Source organism: Bacillus sp. ISL-47 (assembly GCF_018613175.1).
In the GTDB taxonomy this organism is placed as follows: domain Bacteria; phylum Bacillota; class Bacilli; order Bacillales; family Cytobacillaceae; genus Cytobacillus.
Map to the genome: position 1 here is coordinate 15,651 of NZ_JAGGQS010000038.1, position 21,576 is coordinate 37,226.

Annotated in this window: 19 protein-coding genes and 1 pseudogene; 16 read left to right on the plus strand and 4 right to left on the minus strand. The window is 42.2% G+C overall.

The annotated features are described in order from the left end of the window. Positions 1-45: 45 nt before the first annotated feature. Positions 46-594, minus strand: a complete 549-nt coding sequence (locus J7I93_RS13410; RefSeq protein WP_214726368.1) for an 8-oxo-dGTP diphosphatase — start codon at positions 592-594, stop codon at positions 46-48. A gap of 135 nt (positions 595-729) precedes the next feature. Here J7I93_RS13410 and J7I93_RS13415 point away from each other — a divergent pair, with 135 nt between their 5' ends. From J7I93_RS13415 to J7I93_RS13435, 4 genes and pseudogenes are all read left to right on the plus strand, one after another. After that, positions 730-1,113, plus strand: coding sequence for a VOC family protein (locus tag J7I93_RS13415; protein ID WP_214726369.1), 384 nt, complete (start codon positions 730-732; stop codon positions 1,111-1,113). Positions 1,114-1,142: 29 nt separating this feature from the next. Then, positions 1,143-1,919 (plus strand): nickel pincer cofactor biosynthesis protein LarB, encoded by a 777-nt coding sequence (larB, locus tag J7I93_RS13420; RefSeq protein ID WP_214726385.1) that lies wholly within the window; start codon positions 1,143-1,145, stop codon positions 1,917-1,919. A 25-nt stretch (positions 1,920-1,944) separates the two neighbouring features. Then, positions 1,945-3,303 (plus strand): annotated as a pseudogene (gene larC / locus J7I93_RS25180) (nickel pincer cofactor biosynthesis protein LarC). Positions 3,304-3,357: 54 nt separating this feature from the next. After that, positions 3,358-4,011: a sulfite exporter TauE/SafE family protein gene (locus J7I93_RS13435; RefSeq protein ID WP_214726372.1), complete on the plus strand. Its 654-nt coding sequence runs from the start codon at positions 3,358-3,360 to the stop codon at positions 4,009-4,011. 131 nt (positions 4,012-4,142) lie between these two features. On the opposite strand, the gene J7I93_RS13440 is transcribed toward J7I93_RS13435, so the two are convergent. Continuing rightward, positions 4,143-5,402 (minus strand): MFS transporter, encoded by a 1,260-nt coding sequence (locus J7I93_RS13440; protein WP_214726386.1) that lies wholly within the window; start codon positions 5,400-5,402, stop codon positions 4,143-4,145. 291 nt (positions 5,403-5,693) lie between these two features. Here J7I93_RS13440 and J7I93_RS13445 point away from each other — a divergent pair, with 291 nt between their 5' ends. Then, positions 5,694-7,160 carry a SulP family inorganic anion transporter gene (locus J7I93_RS13445; protein WP_214726373.1) on the plus strand — a complete coding sequence of 489 codons (1,467 nt, stop codon included), beginning with the start codon at positions 5,694-5,696 and terminating at the stop codon, positions 7,158-7,160. Positions 7,161-7,239: 79 nt separating this feature from the next. Continuing rightward, the gene (locus J7I93_RS13450) at positions 7,240-7,659 is read left to right on the plus strand and encodes a universal stress protein (protein WP_214726374.1); all 420 of its coding nucleotides are present in this window, start codon (positions 7,240-7,242) and stop codon (positions 7,657-7,659) included. 529 nt (positions 7,660-8,188) lie between these two features. Here J7I93_RS13450 and J7I93_RS13455 read toward each other — a convergent pair. Continuing rightward, entirely contained in the window at positions 8,189-9,379 is a 1,191-nt protein-coding gene (locus tag J7I93_RS13455; RefSeq protein WP_214726375.1) for a dicarboxylate/amino acid:cation symporter, read from the minus strand. A gap of 511 nt (positions 9,380-9,890) precedes the next feature. Between J7I93_RS13455 and J7I93_RS13460 the strand changes: the two genes are divergently transcribed. From J7I93_RS13460 to J7I93_RS13495, 8 genes are all read left to right on the plus strand, one after another. Then, entirely contained in the window at positions 9,891-10,967 is a 1,077-nt protein-coding gene (locus tag J7I93_RS13460; protein WP_214726376.1) for a D-alanine--D-alanine ligase, read from the plus strand. 136 nt (positions 10,968-11,103) lie between these two features. Next, on the plus strand, positions 11,104-12,477 hold the full coding sequence (locus J7I93_RS13465) for a UDP-N-acetylmuramoyl-tripeptide--D-alanyl-D-alanine ligase (RefSeq protein WP_214726377.1): 1,374 nt from the start codon (positions 11,104-11,106) through the stop codon (positions 12,475-12,477). 120 nt (positions 12,478-12,597) lie between these two features. Next, complete coding sequence (locus tag J7I93_RS25535; protein ID WP_353050271.1) at positions 12,598-12,831, plus strand: YdeI/OmpD-associated family protein; 234 nt, start codon at positions 12,598-12,600, stop codon at positions 12,829-12,831. 68 nt (positions 12,832-12,899) lie between these two features. Then, positions 12,900-13,595, plus strand: coding sequence for an alpha/beta hydrolase (locus tag J7I93_RS13475; protein ID WP_214726378.1), 696 nt, complete (start codon positions 12,900-12,902; stop codon positions 13,593-13,595). A gap of 549 nt (positions 13,596-14,144) precedes the next feature. Beyond that, complete coding sequence (cshA, locus tag J7I93_RS13480) at positions 14,145-15,620, plus strand: degradosome RNA helicase CshA (protein WP_251025835.1); 1,476 nt, start codon at positions 14,145-14,147, stop codon at positions 15,618-15,620. Positions 15,621-15,792: 172 nt separating this feature from the next. Beyond that, on the plus strand, positions 15,793-16,755 hold the full coding sequence (uvsE, locus tag J7I93_RS13485; protein WP_214726388.1) for a UV DNA damage repair endonuclease UvsE: 963 nt from the start codon (positions 15,793-15,795) through the stop codon (positions 16,753-16,755). Between the two features lie 96 nt (positions 16,756-16,851). Next, positions 16,852-17,331: a PH domain-containing protein gene (locus J7I93_RS13490; protein ID WP_214726380.1), complete on the plus strand. Its 480-nt coding sequence runs from the start codon at positions 16,852-16,854 to the stop codon at positions 17,329-17,331. Further along, positions 17,321-18,799 carry a PH domain-containing protein gene (locus tag J7I93_RS13495; protein ID WP_214988567.1) on the plus strand — a complete coding sequence of 493 codons (1,479 nt, stop codon included), beginning with the start codon at positions 17,321-17,323 and terminating at the stop codon, positions 18,797-18,799. Before J7I93_RS13490 ends, J7I93_RS13495 begins: the two co-directional genes overlap by 11 nt. Before the next feature lie 118 nt (positions 18,800-18,917). Here J7I93_RS13495 and J7I93_RS13500 read toward each other — a convergent pair whose 3' ends face one another. Further along, complete coding sequence (locus tag J7I93_RS13500) at positions 18,918-19,643, minus strand: rhomboid family intramembrane serine protease (RefSeq protein WP_214726381.1); 726 nt, start codon at positions 19,641-19,643, stop codon at positions 18,918-18,920. A 200-nt stretch (positions 19,644-19,843) separates the two neighbouring features. On the opposite strand from J7I93_RS13500, the gene acpS reads away from it, so the two are divergent. Then, positions 19,844-20,197, plus strand: a complete 354-nt coding sequence (gene acpS, locus J7I93_RS13505) for a holo-ACP synthase (protein ID WP_214726382.1) — start codon at positions 19,844-19,846, stop codon at positions 20,195-20,197. Between the two features lie 304 nt (positions 20,198-20,501). Further along, positions 20,502-21,515 (plus strand): LolA family protein, encoded by a 1,014-nt coding sequence (locus J7I93_RS13510; protein WP_214726383.1) that lies wholly within the window; start codon positions 20,502-20,504, stop codon positions 21,513-21,515. Positions 21,516-21,576 lie beyond the last annotated feature (61 nt).

Here is a 21,576-nt window from a genome sequence, read left to right on the forward strand (position 1 = left end):
TTAGGTTCCCCTGAAAAACCAAATAATCGGCAGATTTTCAGTGGCTTAGCATGAAGGCGAGTCTCTTTTCACTGCCGGCGAGTTTTCAATTCTTCCCACTCTTCCCTCGCTTTTTAGAAAAATCCTTGTCTTGCTGTCTCCCTCCAATTCTTGCTCTGCCTCCCACTCTGAATGGATCTCGAAAGTTCCTTCTTTAAAAAATAACGGCAGTTTTCTTTTAAACCAATCCTGCATGGGGAGTTCCATTGCATCCTTTCTTGAAACCCACTGAAGTTCACCCTCAGGGGGATCTGCAAGTAAGGTTCCTTCAAATGAATCTGCAAGATAATTAAATACGATATATCGAACCTTCTCCTGAGGATTTACGTACTCATCCCAGCCTTTAAAAACAATATTCTTCACATGCAGGCCTGTTTCCTCCAGTACCTCACGTATTGCTGCATCAGTAATGCTCTCCGGGAATTCCACTTTGCCGCCTGGTGCAATAAAACCAGGGGCGCCTTTATGCTTCGGCCGATTCATTAGAAGGATTTTATCCCCATCAGCTACCATACACATGGTATACATTTGATGCTCGATGTCTTTCCAGTTCATTGTTACACCTCTATTTTTCTTTTAATAAGACCTTATCATTATATTGGTATTTTTTTGTTTCATTTTTGGAAAGGAGAATTCACCTGCTCTATTGAATTTATTATATAGCACAAATTTTAAAAGAAGGTGAACTGATTGAGGCTGAAAATGGGCTATGTCATTCTATATACGGAAAACCTGGACAAAACGAAACATTTTTATGGAGAATTGCTAGGCCTGGAATTGAGGAATGAGTTTGGAACATACATAGAATATGACACTGGCAGTACGGTTCTTTCTTTTAATACGAGAGAAGGCGGGCGTGAGGTCACGGGGCTTCCAATTCCGGATGGAGTGAGAAAGGAGCAAACCTTTGAGCTTGGTTTCGTAACGGAAGAGGTTGAAGCTGTTGTAGAAAAATTAAAGGGAGCAGGAGTTACTGTTCTGCTTGAGCCGATTGAAAAGCCTTGGGGGCAGAAGGTGGCTTATGTGGAAGATCCGGATGGCCATTATATCGAAATCTGTTCACCAATTAGATAAATTAGATTTTAAAAAAGGGGTTGTTTCTCATTCTGGAAAATATTTTACATCAAGTTCAAAAGGGCACTCTTAGTGTTTCAGACGCAAAGGAGCAGCTCGCAACCTTTGAAAATCTGGGCTTTGCCAAAGTGGATCATCACCGAAAAAAGCGCCAGGGCTTCCCGGAAGTTGTTTTTGGGGAAGGAAAGTCAGCTGAACAAATCATTTCCATCATTCAATCCTTAAGAGCAAGAAATAATCAGGTGCTGGTTACCAGGATATCTAAGGAAAAGGCGGAAGCGGTATTACGCGATTGTTCTGAATTTGTTTATCATGAAATCGCACAAATTCTCTATTGGAAAGATGAAAGAAATATTGGTGTAAGCTCAGCAGGTTATATTGCAGTCGTTGCAGCAGGGACTTCAGATTTAAGGGTGGCTGAAGAGGCGGCTCTTACTGCAGAAGTGCTTGGAAGTGAAGTCCGCCGATTCTATGATGTAGGGGTTGCGGGGATCCACCGGCTTTTAAATCATGCGGAAGAAATCCAGAATGCAACTGTTTCTGTAGTTGTGGCAGGAATGGAAGGAGCTCTTCCGAGTGTAGTTGGAGGGCTGGTTTCCCATCCTGTTATAGCCGTTCCAACGAGCATTGGCTACGGTGCGAATTTCAATGGGCTATCTGCATTGCTCACGATGTTGAACTCATGTGCGTCAGGAATTAGCGTAGTGAACATAGACAATGGATTTGGCGGCGGATACAACGCGGTTCTAATCCATCGATTAGCACAAAAAGGGGCCGGAACTAATGACGAAAATACTTTACTTTGATTGTTTCTCAGGAATGAGCGGAGATATGGTTATTGGGGCTTTAATTGATGCGGGGGCAGATGCAAGTGTTCTCCTTGAAGAATTAAAGAAGCTGGATATCGAAGATGAATATGAGCTCAAATGGAAGAAGATTGTAAAAAACGGTATTACAAGCACCAAGTTCGATGTGGTGTTATTGAGTGAAGGTCAAAGCCATGGTCACACGCATGAACACAGCCATAGCCATGATCATCATGGGCATGATCATACTCATAGCCACGACCATAATCACAACCACAGTCATGATCATGAACACAGCCATAGCCATAGCCATGATCACGGCCATAGTCACGATCATACCCATAGCCACAATCATGGCCATCATCATCACCGCTCCTATTCGGATATTGCAAAGATGATAAAAGAAGCAGGATTCAATCATCATATAGAGGATATGGCGCTAAAAATCTTCCGGAAAATTGGGGAAGCGGAGGGGCTTATACATGGGCTTCCATTGGATAAAGTCCATTTCCATGAAGTGGGTGCGGTAGATTCAATTATTGATATTATCGGTGCTGCCATTTTAATAGACCAGTTAGATATCTCTGCAATTAAGTCTTCGCCGGTTCCGGTTGGAAAAGGAAGAATCCATATTGATCATGGGATTTATCCTGTGCCTGCACCTGCCACGCTTGAAATATTAAAAGGAGTTCCAATTGAACAATCAGATGTGAGAGCGGAACTTACCACGCCAACAGGTGCCGCTATTATTTCTGTACTGGCAGAAGAGTATTGTTCGATACCTTCCATGAAGGTTCAATCCATTGGCTATGGTGCTGGAACTAAAACTTTTAGAGACCATCCCAACGTCCTCCGTGTCATTATCGGGGAGTAGACGTTTCATTCAAGAATAAGAGGAGTGTGTGAAATGGTTTCTCAACTTCCGCCTGACCATGAGCATATGGATGATCAGATGTTTAAAATGGAAGTCAATCTTGATGATATTCCTGGGGAGTGGCTGGGCCATGTCATGGATCGGCTGTTTGAAGCCGGAGCAAACGATGTGTTCTACACTCCAATCTATATGAAGAAAAATAGGCCAGGAGTATTATTGCACCTGCTTTGTTCGCAGGCAAAGGTGAATCAAATGAAAGACATCTTATTTGCTGAAACAACCACTCTTGGCATCCGCTATTATCCTCTAACCGTTCACCGTTTGGAACGCCACTTTAAAAAGGTGAACATAGAATGGGGAACAGTAACAGTAAAAGAGGGAATCTATAAGGGAGAAGTTGTCCAAAGAGCCCCTGAATATGAGGAGTGCAAAAAGATTGCCGCCCTTCATAACATCCCTTTGAAAAAGGTTTATGAACACGTATGGAGAGACTATGATGAAAATATATAAATTAATTTTAGATGAATGGCAGCGTGAAATTGGGCATCAGGGGGAAATGTTAACATGTTAATGAGTTTGGTTTCAGTATTATTTCTCGGATTTATATTAGGCATTAAACATTCCATCGAGCCGGATCATATTATTGCAGTTTCCACGATGGTCGGAAAGAGCAAGAAGTTATTGCGGTCAACGCTAACAGGAGTGTTTTGGGGAATCGGACACACGCTTACTCTCTTCATCGTGGGAATGGCTTTAATTCTCATGAAAGGAGAGCTGACAGATAAGTGGGCAATGTCCCTTGAATTTCTTGTCGGCATTATGCTGGTTTACTTAGGTATTAAGAGTTTACTTTTTATGAAAAAACAAGATTCTGATAGGAATACAGAATCCCGGGAAAAATCATCATTAATAAAAGTGACCATTATTGGGTTCGTCCATGGCCTTGCTGGAAGTGCAGCCATGGTGTTATTGACCATGTCCACCGTGTCCACAGTTTGGGAAGGTGCGTTATACATAGGGATATTCGGACTGGGTACTATCTTGGGCATGTTAACTTTTACAACGATTCTTGGTATTCCATTTGTTTATAGCAAAGGCAATGTTAAGATTAACCGGTTTTTGACACAAGCTGCCGGATCAGTAAGTTTTCTGTTTGGAATCTATTATATGTATAACCTCGGGGTAACTGACGGGTTATTTGGATTATGGATTCGATAGGTTGATAGGAATATAGAAAATTGTGTTTAAAATTCAATGCTGATTATGCCCCTTGTTGATTGAAGCGGAAACCAATTTGCAAGGTTAACAGAGCCAAAATATGAAATAAGAGTAAAAGGATCCTGAAATCTTCAGGATCCTTTTAGAGGTTTTCCGGCCAGCAGTGAACTCAAGATAGCGAGAGCGGGCAAAATCATAGTCATATAAATGATTTCTTTATAACCGCCGAAGAAATCATAGGCAAATCCGAAGGGGAGCGGGCCAAGTGCCGAGCCGATGACCATGACTGTCATGGCAGTGCCCTTGATGCTGCCAAGAAATTGCCTGCCAAAGTAGCTGGGCCATACATAGTTTAAAGCAATTCGTTCAAAGCCGCCGCTAATGCCCCAAAGGACACCAAACAGGATGGCGGCTGTTACATTTTTGACGAAAAGAAGGACCAGCATGAAAATGATCTCTCCTAAAAAAATGCCGGCCAGTACATAGTTTACTTTCACTCTATCAAGAATGAATCCGGCCGCCAATGTAATCGGAAAACCGATAATCGCCATTAGGCTCAGTACCAGAGCAGCGATGCCAGGTGAAATATCCTGGATGCCAAAAATAGAGATTAAGTGGAAGGTAAGCCCGGTGTTTACAAGGGCAGGTATGGCCACGCAAAAGAGAAGCAGCCAATAAGCCTTTGTTTTCATCGCTTCCTTTAACGTCCAATTTTCTTCTAAATCCGTTTCAGCATAGCCATCATTTGGTTCGCCTTTTTTAGGAATCGGCTTTTCGCGCCCATCAGGCAAAAGTCCGATATCCTCTGGTTTGTTCCGAATAAGAAAGTAAGCAAGCGGAACGAAAATCACCAGCAGAGCAATTCCCCAAAACTGCCAGGAGAAGCTCCACCCCCATTTATTGACCAGCCAAGCATTAAATGGCGGAAAAATTGCAGAGCTGGAAAATCCGCCGACCGCCATCAAACTTAGCGCTTTCCCCCGTTTTGTAATAAACCATTGAGGAACAAGTGTATTGGGGATTAGAGTCATGGAACCCTGCCCCAGAAGCCTTAAAAAGAAGAAGCCTATGAAGAGCATAGCAGTGTTGGTCACAATGCTGTTCCAGAAACAAGCAAGTGCAAGGCTGATTCCAATAAAGACGGCCATTTTCCGCTGTCCATGCCTGTCAATGAAGCGGCCGACAAAAAACATACATAAACCGGAAGCAAGGGTAGCTGCGGAATAGACAGCTGAAACTTGTGAACGGCTCCAGCCGAAATCATGAATATACGAATCGATAAAAACAGAAATGGAATACGTTTGTCCCGGCCCGGAGAAAAATACGCCGAGAGCAGAAATGAGGACAATCATCCAGCCATAATAAAAAGGTGTAGATACAGGAGCAGCCATTTTTTGTGTTTGTGCTTTCACGTCAAAACCTCCTCCACTCATGATAACAGAGGAAGCCTGAATTGCCCATTTATTTACAGTTGATTCATGGTTTATTAAAAAGATATATTTTTACATTTGATATAGTAATAATGAGATTTTGGTAGATAATAAGAGATTTATTCCTATATAAACGCTTTCATGTATACTTGTATTCCTGCCGTATGTGATATGATTCTACTGTTTTTGTCGGCTCGACTTTGATGAGAGTTCAAAGTCATTATTATAAAAAATAGATTAAGGGGTGTTTGTTTGAAAGCTAATTCATTAAAAGAACAATGGTTTGGCAATGTTAAGGGAGATGTTCTTGCTGGAATCGTAGTGGCATTGGCACTAATTCCAGAGGCGATTGCATTCTCGATTATTGCTGGTGTCGATCCAATGATTGGATTGTACGCTTCTTTCTGTATTGCTGTAACCATTGCAATAGTTGGCGGAAGGCCAGGAATGATCTCTGCTGCAACCGGTGCTATGGCTTTGCTGATGGTTACATTAGTAGCTGATCATGGATTGCAGTATTTATTTGCTGCGACCATTTTAACAGGGGTTCTGCAGATTTTATTTGGTGTGCTTAAATTAGCCCGCTTTATGAAATTTATTCCTCGTGCCGTTATGATTGGGTTTGTGAACGCTTTGGCGATTTTGATTTTCATGGCCCAGCTGGAACAATTTGTAGATGCTACATGGGTTATGTATGCGATGGTTGCCGGAGCATTGGCGATTATTTATATTTTCCCAAGGCTTACGAAAGCAGTACCTTCACCGTTAGTAGCAATTATTGTGATTACAGTCATTGCCATTATGACGAAGAGTGATGTTCGAACAGTAGGAGATATGGGAGCCTTAACTTCTGCATTGCCGGCATTTTTTATTCCAGATGTCCCATTTAATATTGAAACATTAAAAATTATTTTCCCTTATTCACTTGCTCTTGCAATTGTTGGTCTTTTAGAGTCACTTTTGACTGCATCAATCGTTGACGATATGACTGATACAGCAAGTGATAAAAATATGGAAAGCCGCGGACAGGGGATTGCGAACATCGTAGCTGGTTTATTCGGCGGAATGGCTGGGTGTGCCATGATCGGACAGTCCGTCATCAATGTAAAATCAGGGGGAAGAGGCAGACTGTCTGCTCTTGTAGCCGGTACATTCCTTATGTTCTTGATTTTAGTATTAGGCAATATTGTCGTTCAAATACCGATGGCTGCACTGGTTGGTGTCATGATTATGGTTTCAATCGGAACTTTTGATTGGTCTTCTCTTAAAGGGCTTGCCAAGACTCCGGTTACTGATAGCATTGTTATGGTAACAACTACTGTGACAACAGTCTTTACTCACGATTTATCCAAAGGGGTTTTCGCAGGTATTATCTTAAGTGCGATTTTCTTTGTTGCTAAAATTTCTAAAGTGCATGTTACTTCACGAATTGAAGGAGAAAAGAAAATTTATGCCGTTACAGGCCAGGTTTTCTTTGCTTCTGTAGATGAACTCGTAGCTGCCTTTGACTTTAATGAAGAACTAAAAGAAGTTGAAATCGACTTTTCTCAGGCGCATGTCTGGGATGATTCAGGTGTCGCTGCAATAGATAAGATTGTGTTAAAGCTAAGAGATAATGGTGTTTTAGTCCGTTTATCGGGATTGAACGCGCCAAGCTCCAATTTAATTGAGCGTATAGCGGTTCACCGCAAACCTGGTGCAAAATTATCCGGGCATTAAAAATAAAATAAAAATTACTGCCACAGTCTTCTGGACTGTGGTATTTTTTTGATAAGGATAAAAATATAGGGGTGAAGACGTGTTTAAAAAGATACTGATAGCTGCAGATGGATCCGATCATTCCATTCGTTCAGCCAAAAAGGCCATTTATTTGGCCGAACAAAATCCCGATGCTGAAATCACCATTGTATACGCAATTGATGGACAGAAGTCAAAAGAGGATATACTTCACCATTTCGACAAGTCGGTTGTGGACGAAGTAAGAAAACGCCGTTTGGAGCCTATTGAAAATATATTAAAAGAAAAAAATCTTTCTTATGAAATAAAATTCTTACAAGGAGAGCCTGGCCCGGCTATTGTGGAATACGCCAACCAACGAGATTTTGATATTGTGGTAGTAGGCAGCCGTGGATTAAATGCACTTCAGGAAATGGTACTTGGGAGTGTAAGCCATAAAATTGCCAAACGGGTTAAAGCGCCGGTTATGATTGTAAAGTAAATAGAAAGCTGCCAGATAAGAGCCTGAATTTGGTCTTTATCCGGCAGCTTTTTATTGGCGCCAGAAGGTTTGGTTTCTACCCTCGAAGGGATGTAAAGCTGATGTGGGGCAAAGTGACCGATATATCGAAAAAGTGACCGATAAAAATGAAAAGTGACCGATATATTCAAAAAGTAACTGATAAAAAGATGAAATTTGACTGATAAACATAGGGAGGTGACCGATTTATTCCCAAAGAGCCAAAATCTGATTCCTAAATTAGCAACTGTAGAGCCAAATACAGCCATATACCTGGATTTCGGATACTATAAAAACAAAATAGGGGTACTAAAAGAACAAAAATCAGCAAAATCATAGGAGAAGTGTTCATCAATAGGGTATGAAGGACATTAATCAGTAAGAGAAGAATTCAAAGAGTAATGATGACCGAACTCGGCTATGAGAGCAGGGATAAGTCCATCCTACATAAATTTGAAGCCCACCTCCTGATCAAGCTCAAAAAAGGTGCCCTAATCGGGACACCTTCTAATTAACTGGCTTTTACAGCCTGTGGCTGCGCTTTTTTATCTTTTCCGCTTGCTTTATCAGACAGTAATGTCAGCGCTCCGTCACCTGTAACGTTGCAGGCTGTTCCAAAGCTGTCTTGTGCTAGGTAAAGAGCGATCATAAGAGCAATCATTGTTTCATTGAAACCGAGCATGCTTTCAAGCAATCCAAGTGCCGCCATAACGGCTCCGCCTGGAACACCTGGTGCAGCAATCATGGTTACGCCAAGCATTAAAATAAACGGCAGGATTTCTGCGAAAGAAGCAGTTTGTCCTTGGAGCATCATAACAGCAATTGCACAGCTTACAAGAGTAATGGTACTGCCGGACAGATGAATCGTTGCCAGTAAAGGAACAGAGAAATCAGCCACTTTTTCACGTGCACCAAGCTTTTTAACCTGCTTTAGCGTGACGGGAATTGTTGATGCGGATGATTGTGTCCCAAGTGCTGTGAAGTAAGCGGGCATCATACTTTTAATCAGCTTAATCGGATTTGATTTTGTAACCGTTCCTGCAGCCGTATATTGAACCAGTAAAAAGATAATATGAAGAGCAATAATCATTACAAATACTTTTGCAAATACTGACATGATGGCGCCGACTTGACCGCCCTGTGCCATATTGGCAAAAATTCCGAATATATGAACAGGAAGCAATGGAATAATGACTTTCTCAATCAGTTTTTCAATCACATCACGAAAATCGTTCATGGCATTCTGAAGCGTGTTTCCTTTAATCGCCGCTAAGCCAAGCCCTAAAGTGAACGAAATAAGAAGTGCTGTCATAACACCCATTACAGGAGGCATGTCCACCTGGAAAAATGGAGAAAGCAGTGCCTCTTCCGGATTCTCAAATTCCTTGAAGCTTTGATTTTTTAATAGAATCGGATATAGGACAGTAGCAGTGAAGAATGCCAGTAAACCTGCCGCTACTGTTGAGGCATATGCAAAGCCGGTTGTAATGCCCAACAATTTGCCTGCTCCCTTGCCCATGCTGCCGATCCCTGGTGCGATGAATCCGATAATGATTAACGGAATGGCAAAGCCAAGAAAGTTTCCGAAAAGGCCATTAAAAGTAGCGAATAGTTTAATTAACCATTCAGGAGAAAAAGAACCTAGTATAATACCTAAAGCGATAGCTAAAATAATTCTGGGAAGCAATCCGAACCTTTTCATTTTTGTCCTCCTTAAAAATACACTTGTTTTCCATAGAGGGATTATATCTTGTTTTAGATAAAAAGTTAAGAGTGAAAAGTTTTATTCTAAAAATAAAATAATTATATAAATTCTGACTATCAGTCCACTTCAAAAGGGTATTATCCTAGTAAACCTTATAATATAAGATATAAAGCGTTATCTTAAAATACCAATGTGATTTTTGGGTTTTAAATTGTGGAAGAAAAGGAAGTAATAATAAGGTATTTTCTTCAGGTTTTAGGATAAGAAAAGTTTCCTTTTCCAAAGCTTTTTCATACATATGGGAATATGGGCGTATGCGCAGAAAAAAATTCCTTAATATTTGAACATGTAATCACTCCCTCTCTTAAATTAGAAAGTGTTACAATAAAGTGAAGCTTCACTGGCACGTATTTGCGCTGGCGGGCAGACAAGAGAAGATACTTACACTGGAAATATCACTTGGCGCTATTAGCCGGGTAATCCATGATTGAATAATGGAGGTTCTTTTATGAAAACGAAGGTTGGCCTATTGTACGGCGGAAAATCCGCAGAACATAAAGTTTCCATGCAGACAGCAATGGCTGTAATCAAAGCGCTGGACTTAGACAAATTTGAAATTCATCCAATTTATATATCCGAAGAAGGACAATGGGTTAAGGGGCCGCAATTGCAGGGCCCTGTTTCCAGTGTGAAGGAACTGGAATTTTCCCAAGGGGAGGCGCTTGCACCAACAGCATTGGCACCGACACTTTTTCAGGATTCTCAGCAGAAAGGTCCTTTCGATGTAATTTTTCCGCTGCTTCACGGACCTAACGGTGAAGATGGCACGGTTCAAGGTTTATTGGAGCTGCTTAACCTTCCGTATGTAGGCAATGGAGTATTGGCTTCATCTGCTGGTATGGATAAGGTAATTATGAAAAATATTTTTGCACAGGCAGGACTTCCGCAGGTGAAATATGTCTGGTTTATCCGCAGTGAATGGGAAAATGAATCCGCAGCTGCCTATGAGAAAGTAGAAAAGGAACTGGGCTACCCGTGTTTTGTTAAACCGGCCAACCTCGGTTCAAGTGTAGGCATCAGCAAGTGTATGAATCGTACAGAGCTTGAGGAAGCGTTTAAGGAAGCTTTCCAATTCGACCGTAAAATTATCATTGAAGAAGGCGTTACAGCAAGGGAAATTGAAGCTGGTGTACTTGGCAATGACTACCCGGAATGCTCTGTTGCCGGAGAAATTGTTCCAAAAGTGGAGTTTTATGATTATAAAGCAAAATATGAAGATGGAGATACAGCATTGATCATACCAGCTGAAATCTCTGAAAAGGAGTACAGCGAGCTAAAGGATATGGCGATTGCAGCGTTTAAAGCCCTCGATTGCTCCGGTCTTGTCAGAGCTGATTTCTTCTTGACGAGAGAGGGGAAGCTATACATTAACGAAGTGAACACAATGCCTGGATTTACACCTTTCAGCATGTTCCCGCTTCTTTGGAAGCATACTGGTGTTGAGTACCCGCAGCTAATTGAAAAACTTGTAAACCTGGCAATTGAACGGCACGCTGAAAAACAAAATATTAAACACACAATGTAATGCCATTTGGCTGCATTAACGTTATCATTATTGGAAACACGGCATCTTTGTCGTGTTCCTTTTGTTCGTACATAACTGATAGGGTTTCAGCTGCCATTCGTGCAAAGTGGAAAACTGTCAAAATAGGAGGAGCCGTATGATTAAGAAAACACTTCAAGAGATTGGACAAATGATTAAGATTGAGAATGATTTTTCATCTTTTTATGGTACCGCCATTAAAGGGGTAAGTATTGATTCAAGAAAAATCGAGCAAGGCAATCTGTTTGTCCCTTTCAAAGGGGAAAACTCCGACGGCCATCGTTTTGTAGAAGACGCCCTTCGAAAAGGGGCAGCCGCAGCATTCTGGCAAAAGGATGTTCCGAATCCTCCGCTTCATTTGCCCATCCTGCTGGTAGAAGATACATTGGCAGCCCTCCAGGAATTGGCGAGAAGCTACCGCGGTGAACTTAAGGTAAAAGCAGTAGGTATTACGGGTAGCAATGGGAAAACAACGACCAAGGATATGACAGCCAATTTGCTTTCCGTAAAATACAAGGTACAGAAGACGGAAGGAAACTACAATAATCATATTGGCCTGCCATTAACAATTCTCGCATTAGAAGAGGATACAGAAATTGCTGTATTGGAAATGGGCATGAGCGGACGGGGGGAAATTGACTTCCTTACAAGGCTGGCCCGTCCGGAAGCAGTAATTATTACGAATATAGGCGAGTCACACCTTCAGGACTTAGGATCCAGAGAGGGAATTGCGGAGGCAAAGCTTGAGATCGTTAATGGTCTTCAGGCTAATGGCGTGGTTATTTATTATGGTGACGAACCGCTTCTTAATGAAAAATTAAAGTCTTACACGGGTTCAGCAGCTTTAAGGACCTTTGGCAGAAGCGAAACAAATGATGTCTATCCGCTTAGTATTGAACAGAATGATAGCGGCAGTACCTTTATGGTTAATGGCACAAATGAAGAGTTTTATCTGCCGGTATTAGGAACGCATAATGTCCTGAATGCGCTGGCGGCCATGAGTGTAGCTTCACATTTTGGTGTGCCATATGAAAAAATGAATGAGGGCTTCTCCGGCTTGAAGCTGACCAATATGCGAATGGAGCTTTTAGAAGGGAAGAACGGTGAAAAGATTATCAATGATGCTTATAACGCAAGCCCGACTTCCATGAATGCTGCAATTGAGCTTATTGCTAATCTGCCTGGCTATAAAAAGAAAATTCTGGTTCTCGGCGATATGCTGGAGCTTGGGCCTCAGGAGGAAGATTTCCATTTTGCCGTTGGGAAATCAGTAGATTCGGAAAAAGTTGATTACATTTTTACATTCGGCAAGCTCGGTGAGTTTATTGCCAAGGGGGCAGAACAATCACTCACAGCCGATAGGGTGATTGCTTTTACAGATAAACAGCCATTGATTGAAGAATTGAAGAAGCATGTCGATAAAGAAACAATCGTACTGGTTAAAGCATCAAGAGGCATGAAGCTGGAAGAAGTCGTCTCAGCCCTTCAATAACTTTTACCAGGAATTAAAAATTGCTGTCCAATAAAGATAATAAGCATAATGAAGCAGCTTTAACAGAAGTTATACAGGTACTAGAACAGCATCCTGGATGCCTTTTCTTTTTCAAATACTCTGGCCCCGCTTTATAAATATTCCAATATCAGCTGGATTGTTAGTGCAAAGCGTAAGCAAATCAAGCAGAAACGAATGAATGAGATGATTGTGAAGCTATCAGATGGCTGTAAAAATCCTCGTACAAATAAATTGGTTAAAACTGTTATTATAGGTAACTTACCCCTGTTTCACGTGGAACAGGGGTTGAAATTATTTTTCTATAGTTCTTCTGCTTGTAATAGGTTTGATTAGTATGCGAAAAAGGAAAAAGTGTAAAATAGAAAAAGACTCCATTTTTTAATAAAAGGCGGTGATCACGGATGATTGGCTGCATGTGTATACACGGTTTTACAGGAGCCCCTTATGAAGTGGAGCCTCTCGTTGATTATTTAAAGGAACATACAGACTGGGAGATTTCAGTGCCAACATTACCGGGTCACGGGGATGAATTGAAGCTTAAGGGCATCGCCTATCACAAATGGATTGAGCATGCGGAAGAAGAACTAAAAGGGCTTATTAACCGGTGTGAAAAGGTATACGTGGTCGGTTTTTCAATGGGCGGCCTGATTGCCAGTTATTTAACCGTGCATTATCCTGTAGATAAATTAGTTCTCCTCAGTGCGGCTGCCTATTACGTAAATCCTAAGCAGCTTTTTTCCGATATTAAGGATATGGTAAAGGATGCTTTTCGGGGAAACCTGGCCGGCAATGAAATGTTTGTCAGGTACAAGCGGAAAATCAGTGCTACACCAATAACAGCTACACTTCAGTTTCGACGTCTGGTGGCTTCCATTAGGCCGATTCTGAACCAGGTTACCGTACCAACTCTAATCGCACAAGGGGAAAGTGATGGTGTCGTTCCTCCCAGAAGCGCACGATACTTATACAATAATATTGGTTCTTCTGCTAAAAAACTGATTTTTTTAAAGGATTCGAAGCATTTAATCTGTCATTGTGAAGAAAGAGATCAGCTGTTTCACGAAATCCTCGATTTTCTAAAAGAAAAGCCGGCATGATAGGGTTTTCAGCCAGTCGTCAGGTTTGCATTGCTTACTTGGAAATGGTAATATTAACACCAAAGTGCCAACAGGAACTTCTTTTGGAAACCCGGACATACTCCAACAGGAGAATGTCTTTTTTCATTAAATACGGAAGTATGTTTGTACAGGGAATTGGCCAAAGCAATAAAATTCCCTCCATTGACGTACTTGCGTTTAGGCCGTATTTTATTGAGTGCTAACCATCTTAAAATAAGGTAAGCCATTCATTTCAAGAGACCTACTTGTCCATAAATCAATTAGGGTTTGAACTTACCCTCATCCTATCCTCAAGCGGGTTTCATATTGAGTGAGACTCTTCTTAGCGAAAATACACCGCACTTTTTATAAAAATAAGAAGGTATAGCTTTCTGAAGCCGGATACTTCCGGTTCAGGGCTCCTTTCAGGATGCCTAACTTTTCTTATAATCGTCCGGAAGAGTGCCTCATAGGCCAATTTTCAGGAGAACTCCTGCCTGCAATGTGCAGGAACAAAATTTTTCTATGATTAGAAGGAGAATGAATACATTGACAAAGTTTCAAGACTTGGGCATCAGCCCAGCGACAATGAAAGCACTAAAACGAATGGGTTTTGAAGAAGCGACTCCAATCCAGGCCCAAACGATTCCATTGAGCTTAGAAAATAAAGATTTAATCGGCCAGGCGCAAACAGGGACAGGAAAAACGGCCGCGTTTGGAATTCCGATGATTGATAAAATTGACAACACGAAGGATTTTATCCAGGGAATCGTGATCGCTCCAACTCGCGAGCTTGCTATTCAAGTATCTGAAGAGCTATATAAAATTGGTTATGGCAAAAGAACAAAAGTCCTTTCAATCTATGGAGGCCAGGATATTAACCGCCAAATTCGCGCATTAAAGAATAAGCCGCATATTATTGTCGGAACACCGGGACGGATTCTGGACCATATCAACCGTAAAACGCTGCGCCTTGATCATGTCCACACGGCAATTCTCGATGAAGCGGATGAAATGCTGAATATGGGATTCATTGATGACATTGAAGCAATCCTAGCGCAGATTCCAGAAGAGCGCCAGACGCTTCTTTTCTCGGCTACTATGCCAGCCCCAATCCGGAGAATGGCAGAGCGTTTCATGAAAGACCCTCAGGTTGTTCGTGTACAGGCCAAGGAAATGACTGTTTCATCTATTGAGCAATATTATATTGAAGTACATGAAAAAAATAAGTTTGACGTACTAACAAGGCTATTGGATATCCAATCACCTGAATTGGCCATTGTTTTCGGACGCACCAAGCGCCGCGTTGACGAGCTTGCAGAGGCATTGAACCTGCGCGGATACATGGCAGAAGGTATACATGGAGACTTAAGCCAGGCAAAGCGGATTTCTGTTTTGCGCAAATTTAAGGAAGGCAGCATTGACGTCCTTGTAGCAACAGATGTTGCCGCTCGCGGATTGGATATTTCCGGCGTTACACATGTGTACAATTTTGATATCCCGCAGGATCCGGAAAGCTATGTTCACCGCATTGGGCGTACAGGACGTGCCGGCAAAACAGGCGTTGCCATGACATTTATCAACCCGCGCGAAAAATCTTATCTGCATGTTGTTGAAAAAACAACAAAGAGAAAAATGGAACGCATGGATGCTCCAACGCTTGATGAAGCGATTGAAGGCCAGCAAAAAGCCGTTATGGATAAAATCCTGCAAACGATCGAGGAAAATAACCTTGATAGCTATAAAGAAGCTGCGGATGAATTGCTTGCCCAAAAGGACGCTTCAACAGTTGTTCAGGCTGTGCTAAAAATGCTGACAAAAGAACCGGATACTACTCCAGTTAAGTTAACGGAAGAAAAGCCGCTTCCATCCAAGCGTGATCGAAAGCCAAACGACCGAAGCCGCGGCGGCTACGGCGGAAGAGGCAGGCAAGGAGGCCAAAAAGGATCCTACAAATCCCGCCAAGGCCACACTGGAAAACGCCATAATAACAATAACCGATCAAACAGCAATAGCTATCGGTAATAAGTGGGGGAGAGCAGAGTTTTTGCTCTCTTTTTTTTTATTGGCGGGATATTTCTAGAGAAATCATTTTAAGTTGCCCTTGACCTTAATAAAACTGCCGCAGCCATTTATAGTAATTTCTCCCCCGCAGCCGTACATACTAAGGAAAACGCAGGTACAGGAGGAACTAATGATGACGATTGTACGCCTCGGATATGTCGCAATGAGCATGAATTTAAAAAATGCTTCGCCCTCGCAAACGATGACGTTCAAACAATTTTCTTCAATCAAAGATCAGGAGGCGGCCATTGGCAGGCTTGAGCGGATTGCAGTTTCTAACCTGGAGAACTGCCTCCGTTTGCTGAAGCATAACGCGGCACATGATATTCATTTTTTTCGGTTCAGCTCGCGGTTAATTCCGCTTGCCAATCATGAGGAATTGTCTGATTGGAAATATATGCGTCCTCTTAAGGAGGCTTTATCCAATATCGGGGACTTTTTAGAGGTATATCCCATGAGGGTGGACTTTCATCCAGACCATTTTGTACTGCTTAATACACCAAAAGTGGACACGCTGAATATGTCCATTAAAACGTTAGCTATGCATCAGGCGCTGTTAAAAGGAATGCGGGTTGACCCGTCTCATCGCTGTGTTCTCCATGTGGGCGGCGGTTATGATGATAAAGAAAAGGCTCTGGAGCAGTTTATACATAATTGGGGGTTCACGCCCGCCGGCATTCAGCAGATGGTTATCCTCGAGAATGATGATACCACCTTTACGCTTGATGACACCTTGTATCTGTGTGAAAAACTTGGAATTCCGCTTGTTTTTGATTACCATCATCATCTGGCGAACTTTCAGAACGACAACTGGGTCGATCAGTGGGAGAGAGTTACTGGTACATGGGAACTTTCTGATCTTCCTGTGAAAATGCATATTTCAAGCCCGAAATCAGAAAAGGATTTCAGGGCCCATGCAGATTATGTCGACTCTGAAATGTTCATGGAATTCCTGCAAAATATAAAAGGCTCAGTTCCGGAAATCCATTGTATGATTGAAGCGAAGATGAAGGACAGTGCCCTATTCCAGCTGGCTGAGGACCTAAGGACGAAACAGAATCTAAAATTTATTGACCAGTCGAGCTTTGAAATTTAATCGTATGCCCCCACTTTTTTCATAAAAGGAAGACACTTCTTTTTCGTGTCATGTATACTAATAAGAGTGATATTTTGGAATTCCAGGGGGTACTACATGATTACAGAGCCGCATAAAAGGATTCCGGCACGGGGACTGCTTGCATGGCGAATCTCCGGCTCGATCCACTCTGTATTTCCTTTGCTTTTATCAGGGGGAATCATTGCTTTAACCAGCTTATTCGACTGGCCTATCTGGGTGATAGGGGCTGCCCTGATGTTTTTTTCTGCCTATGCCTATTTTGTGATTATGATTATTCCAACTTTGAGGTGGAAGAGATGGAGATATGAGGTTCGGGAAAAAGAAATTGAACTTAAACATGGAATCTTTGTTATTAAAAGAACGCTTGTCCCGATGATTCGGGTACAGCATGTTGACACAAGACAAGGACCGATTTTACGGAAGTATCGGTTGGCAACTGTCATAATATCCACTGCTGCTACAGTCCATGAGATTCCTGCGTTGGATGTGGAAGAAGCGGAGGAGCTGCGCTTTTTCATTTCTCAATTGGCAAGGGTTGCAGACGATGATGTCTAATCCGAGGCGTCTGCATCCAATATCTGCAGTATCGAATTTCCTGAAGCAGCTGAAGGAATTGATTGTTCCGTTCTTAATCTTTGTCGTTTTTGGAAGCAGGGGTGGAAACGGCGAAGTGTTTCAGCTGGTTATTACAGCTGGAGTTGTTATGGCTGTGTTTATCATCGGAGTCCTTTCCTGGCTAAGGTATACCTATAGACTTGAGGAGGGGGAGCTCCGAATTGAGTATGGTATTCTAGTCAGAAAGAAAAGGTATATCCCGCTTGAAAGAATTCAAAGTTTGGACTTATCTGAAGGGCTGCTGCAGAGGCCTTTCGGGCTTGTGAAAATGAAGGTGGAAACCGCTGGTTCTAGCGGTGGAGGAGATGCGGAAGCAGTGCTGACCGCTATTTCCAGGAAAGATGCTGATTTTATTCAGCAGGCATTTTCAACGGCCAAAAAGAAACCTTCAGAAAACAGCAATGAATTAGAATCTGCTGCAGCAATGCGGAAAATCATTTATAAAATTTCACCGGGACAGCTGCTCCTTCTTGCTTCAACGTCAAGTGGAGTGGGAGTTGTCATTTCGGCAGTTTTTGCTCTTATTTTTCAATTTGAAGAAATCATTCCTTATGATAAAGTTTTTGCGGGATTGGAAGGGTTTATTGCGAACGGCGTCATTTTTGTGAGCATTCTTGTCTTTATCGGCTTCGTGTTTGCATGGATTATTGCCCTTGTAGGAACGATGCTAAAGTATGCCGATTTCACACTGAGAAAAACAGACAAGGAATTAATCATAACCAGAGGTTTGCTGGAAAAAAGACAAATGACCATCCCGCTGCATCGCATCCAAGCTATTCAGATCAGTGAGAATCTTATAAGGCAGCCGTTTGGATTGGCCACTGTTTATGTAGAAAGCGCTGGCGGTTCACTCGAAGATAGTGAAAGCGCCCGTGTCATGGTTTTGCCGATTGTAAAAAGAAGCAGGATAGCAGGATTGTTAAAATCAGATTTGCCTGATTACGAACTCCAGCCAGGCTTTTTCAAAGCTCCAAAGAGAGCGCTCAATAGGTATATTTGGAGGGGGCTTCTAGGGATCCTGCCCTTAATTATTGCTCCGATTATTTTTTTCAGGCCATTGGGATACTTCTCTCTGCTGCTGTTGATCTTCTCCTTTGTCTGGTCGTATCTTAAGTACAAAGATGCCGGTTGGGATATTAGTTCGCATCAGCTTGCGCTCAGATATCGCGGCATAGTCAGGACGACTGTTTTTATGAGGAAAAATCGCATTCAATCGCTTACGATGAGTGAAAGCTATTTTCAAAAAAAGCAGAATCTGGCTACCATTGAAGCAGTAGCCATGTCCGGGACTGGCGGAACGGGCGGAACGGTGCTTGATCTGGACCGAAAAGACGTAAATGCGATATATAAATGGTACTCTTATACAGGCTTGAACGGTAATGCATTACAAAAAGAAAAGCGCCAATGAGCGCCTTTCTTTTTTATTTGGCTGTTTTCGCAAATCAACGGGCAGAATTCATAAATAACAACAACAACCTATGAAAAAAGGCCAATTAACAACAATAAACCTTTTAGAAAAGAGCCTTTTATTTTGCCAGAAACCCCAATACAGCCAACAGCAAAATCACACTCCATAATAGGAGCCTGGAAGCGGGTATTCCTTTTAGGGAAGGGCGCAATCCGGACATTTTCCCGGGACGTGTGATCCCGGATGTCATTGACTGACGTCCTTTTGAAAGGAAAGCTGCGCCGATCAGGAACCCGGAGATAAGCCCGAAAATATGGGCTGTTACATTTATATTTGGCTGCAAAAAGGTCATGATCACACCAATCACGGTAATGGTCAGAATGATTTGCGAGTTCTCCCTTGATAAAAGGTCTTTGCGGAAGATAATGATGGCCGCAAAGAAGCCGAATAAACCAAATATAGCTCCGCTCGCTCCAACATGTATATATGTCATTGGTTCCAGAATGAGTGTGGCGATGTTGGCCGCCACCCCGGCTGTAACATATAGAAAGATGAATTTCATTTTCCCGAGGATCCGTTCCAGGGCAGGGCCAAATAGAACAAGAGAAAAGCTATTGAATAGAACATGGGGAAATCCGCTATGCAAAATCATCGGGGTGAAAAGCCGCCAGTATTCACCCTGGACGATATATAGATTGACTCCCGCGAGTTTCTCAAATATTAGCGCATTGGGAAAGATGGGAATGACTGTTAATAAATAGAGTAAGATATGGATAAAAATGATGACGGAAACAACAGGGTAAAAACGAATAAATTCTTTTAAGCTTTCCGTTCTCGTAAACATAGGTAACCTCCGTTATTGTTGGTTAATAGGTTTCTTATATTTCCATCATAGCCTGAAAGGGCTGTTTTCATCATGCGATAACCCTTGTTCATATAAATAAAGCAGTTTAGTATAGCGCCCAGGTCTTTGTGTGTGTACATACCTAAGCTTCTACTGTATTCTTTATGCAGCAGATAATCTAAATAGAAGGAAGATGAGAGATGATTTCAGGAATTGGAATAGATATTGCCGAGCTTGACCGCATCCGAAAAATAATAGCCAGGCAGGAGCGGTTTCCTGAGAGGATTCTGACTCCGAGGGAAATAACTGTGTATAATGAATTGCCGGAAAAAAGGCGTGCCGAGTATCTTGCTGGGAGATTTGCTGCGAAAGAGGCCTTCTCCAAAGCGGCCGGAACCGGAATTGGCGAAAAACTTTCTTTTCAGGATATTGAAATTGAAAAAGATGAACTGGGAAAGCCTTTTATATCGAAGCCTTTTAAAAAAGGGGTCCACCTGTCAATTTCCCATAGCAGAAAATATGCCATTGCGCAGGTGGTCATCGAAGAAACTTAATAACTGGGTGTTCTAAAGCTCATCATCATATTGGCACCCTGGTAATTGGAGCAGGAGGCACGAGACTCTATCAGGAGAAGAGTGTCAAAGCATACCCATGCAACAAGGGTTTGGTATCACCAGCGGTTCGATGTTTCTTGAGTGGAATTCAACTGGCCATTTTAACAGAGGCAAGAAATTAACAAAGCTTGCCATTCCTCCTAGCATATTCCCTAAGGTTGTCTCATATATTCATAGTGCGATAGGAGAGACAGGCCAAAAGGATTGGCCGATCTCACTGAAATGAGACAAAGGGGCTGAAGGAATGAAAAAAAAGTTGTTAATGCTGCTTGCCGGGCTCATGGTTGTTTTTGCATTGTCTGCCTGTGGATCTAAATCACAAGACGATGTTGTAAAGGAGCTTGGCAATAAGCTGGAAGACATTAAAGGGTATAAGGCAGATGCCAAAATGACCCTGCAAATGGGCACCGACCCGCAAACCTATGATATTGAAGTTTGGCATAAGGAACCAACCTATTACCGGGTGAACCTTAAAAATGCCCAAAAGGACCAAAGCCAAATGATCCTGCGAAACGATGACGGCGTATTTGTCCTCACTCCTGCGCTGAATAAGAGCTTCCGCTTCCAGAGCGATTGGCCGCAGAACAGCAGCCAGGCTTATTTATATGAATCACTAGTCAAGGATATTATTGAGGATAAGGAAGCTAAGTTCTCCGCTACAAAAGATCATTATGTGTTTGAAACGAAAACAAGATACCAAAATAATCAAATGCTTCCAGTCCAGGAAATCACACTGAAAAAGTCTGACCTGTCTCCGGTTAGCGTAAAGGTTATGGACCCGGATAAAAATGCACTTGTAACTGTAGAATTCTCAAATGTGAAGTTTAATGCCAGCTTTGATAAAAAGGACTTTGATATGCAGAAGAACATGACAGGTGCCCAGCTGGAAGTGCCGGTTATGGCAGAGGTGGAAGAACAGGAATTCTCGGTTAAATATCCTCAAATGGAAATCGCCGGAGTGAATTTAGTCGATGAGAAGGAAATGAAAACAGAAGGCGGCAAGCGGGTTGTTTTAACCTATGATGGCGAAAAATCCTTCACGCTTGTACAGGAAAAAGCAACTGTAATGCCAGCTTCATCCTCTGTAACTTCAGTCAAAGGAGAACCGGTTGATCTCGGGTTTACAATTGGAGCTTTATCTGACAACACCATTTCATGGACATACCAGGGTGTTGATTACATGATTGCTTCCAACGATTTATCTCCAGAAGAGATGTCCATGCTTGCCCGTTCCGTCCAGGGTGACATGGTGAAATAAAGCCTTACCTTAAACAGGTCCTCAAGAGGGACCTGTTTTATTATGTGCGCCCGGCATGGGT

What these genes read in the sequence shown, in the direction of transcription:
- J7I93_RS13410 (WP_214726368.1), bottom strand. Translation starts at nt 594, where the DNA reads ATGAACTGGAAAGACATCGAGCATCAAATGTATACCATGTGTATGGTA.
- J7I93_RS13435 (WP_214726372.1), top strand. Translation starts at nt 3,358, where the DNA reads ATGTTAATGAGTTTGGTTTCAGTATTATTTCTCGGATTTATATTAGGC.
- J7I93_RS13440 (WP_214726386.1), bottom strand. Translation starts at nt 5,402, where the DNA reads ATGGCTGCTCCTGTATCTACACCTTTTTATTATGGCTGGATGATTGTC.
- J7I93_RS13455 (WP_214726375.1), bottom strand. Translation starts at nt 9,379, where the DNA reads ATGAAAAGGTTCGGATTGCTTCCCAGAATTATTTTAGCTATCGCTTTA.
- J7I93_RS13460 (WP_214726376.1), top strand. Translation starts at nt 9,891, where the DNA reads ATGAAAACGAAGGTTGGCCTATTGTACGGCGGAAAATCCGCAGAACAT.
- J7I93_RS13465 (WP_214726377.1), top strand. Translation starts at nt 11,104, where the DNA reads ATGATTAAGAAAACACTTCAAGAGATTGGACAAATGATTAAGATTGAG.
- J7I93_RS13475 (WP_214726378.1), top strand. Translation starts at nt 12,900, where the DNA reads ATGATTGGCTGCATGTGTATACACGGTTTTACAGGAGCCCCTTATGAA.
- uvsE (WP_214726388.1), top strand. Translation starts at nt 15,793, where the DNA reads ATGACGATTGTACGCCTCGGATATGTCGCAATGAGCATGAATTTAAAA.
- J7I93_RS13490 (WP_214726380.1), top strand. Translation starts at nt 16,852, where the DNA reads ATGATTACAGAGCCGCATAAAAGGATTCCGGCACGGGGACTGCTTGCA.
- J7I93_RS13495 (WP_214988567.1), top strand. Translation starts at nt 17,321, where the DNA reads ATGATGTCTAATCCGAGGCGTCTGCATCCAATATCTGCAGTATCGAAT.
- J7I93_RS13500 (WP_214726381.1), bottom strand. Translation starts at nt 19,643, where the DNA reads ATGTTTACGAGAACGGAAAGCTTAAAAGAATTTATTCGTTTTTACCCT.
- acpS (WP_214726382.1), top strand. Translation starts at nt 19,844, where the DNA reads ATGATTTCAGGAATTGGAATAGATATTGCCGAGCTTGACCGCATCCGA.
- J7I93_RS13510 (WP_214726383.1), top strand. Translation starts at nt 20,502, where the DNA reads ATGAAAAAAAAGTTGTTAATGCTGCTTGCCGGGCTCATGGTTGTTTTT.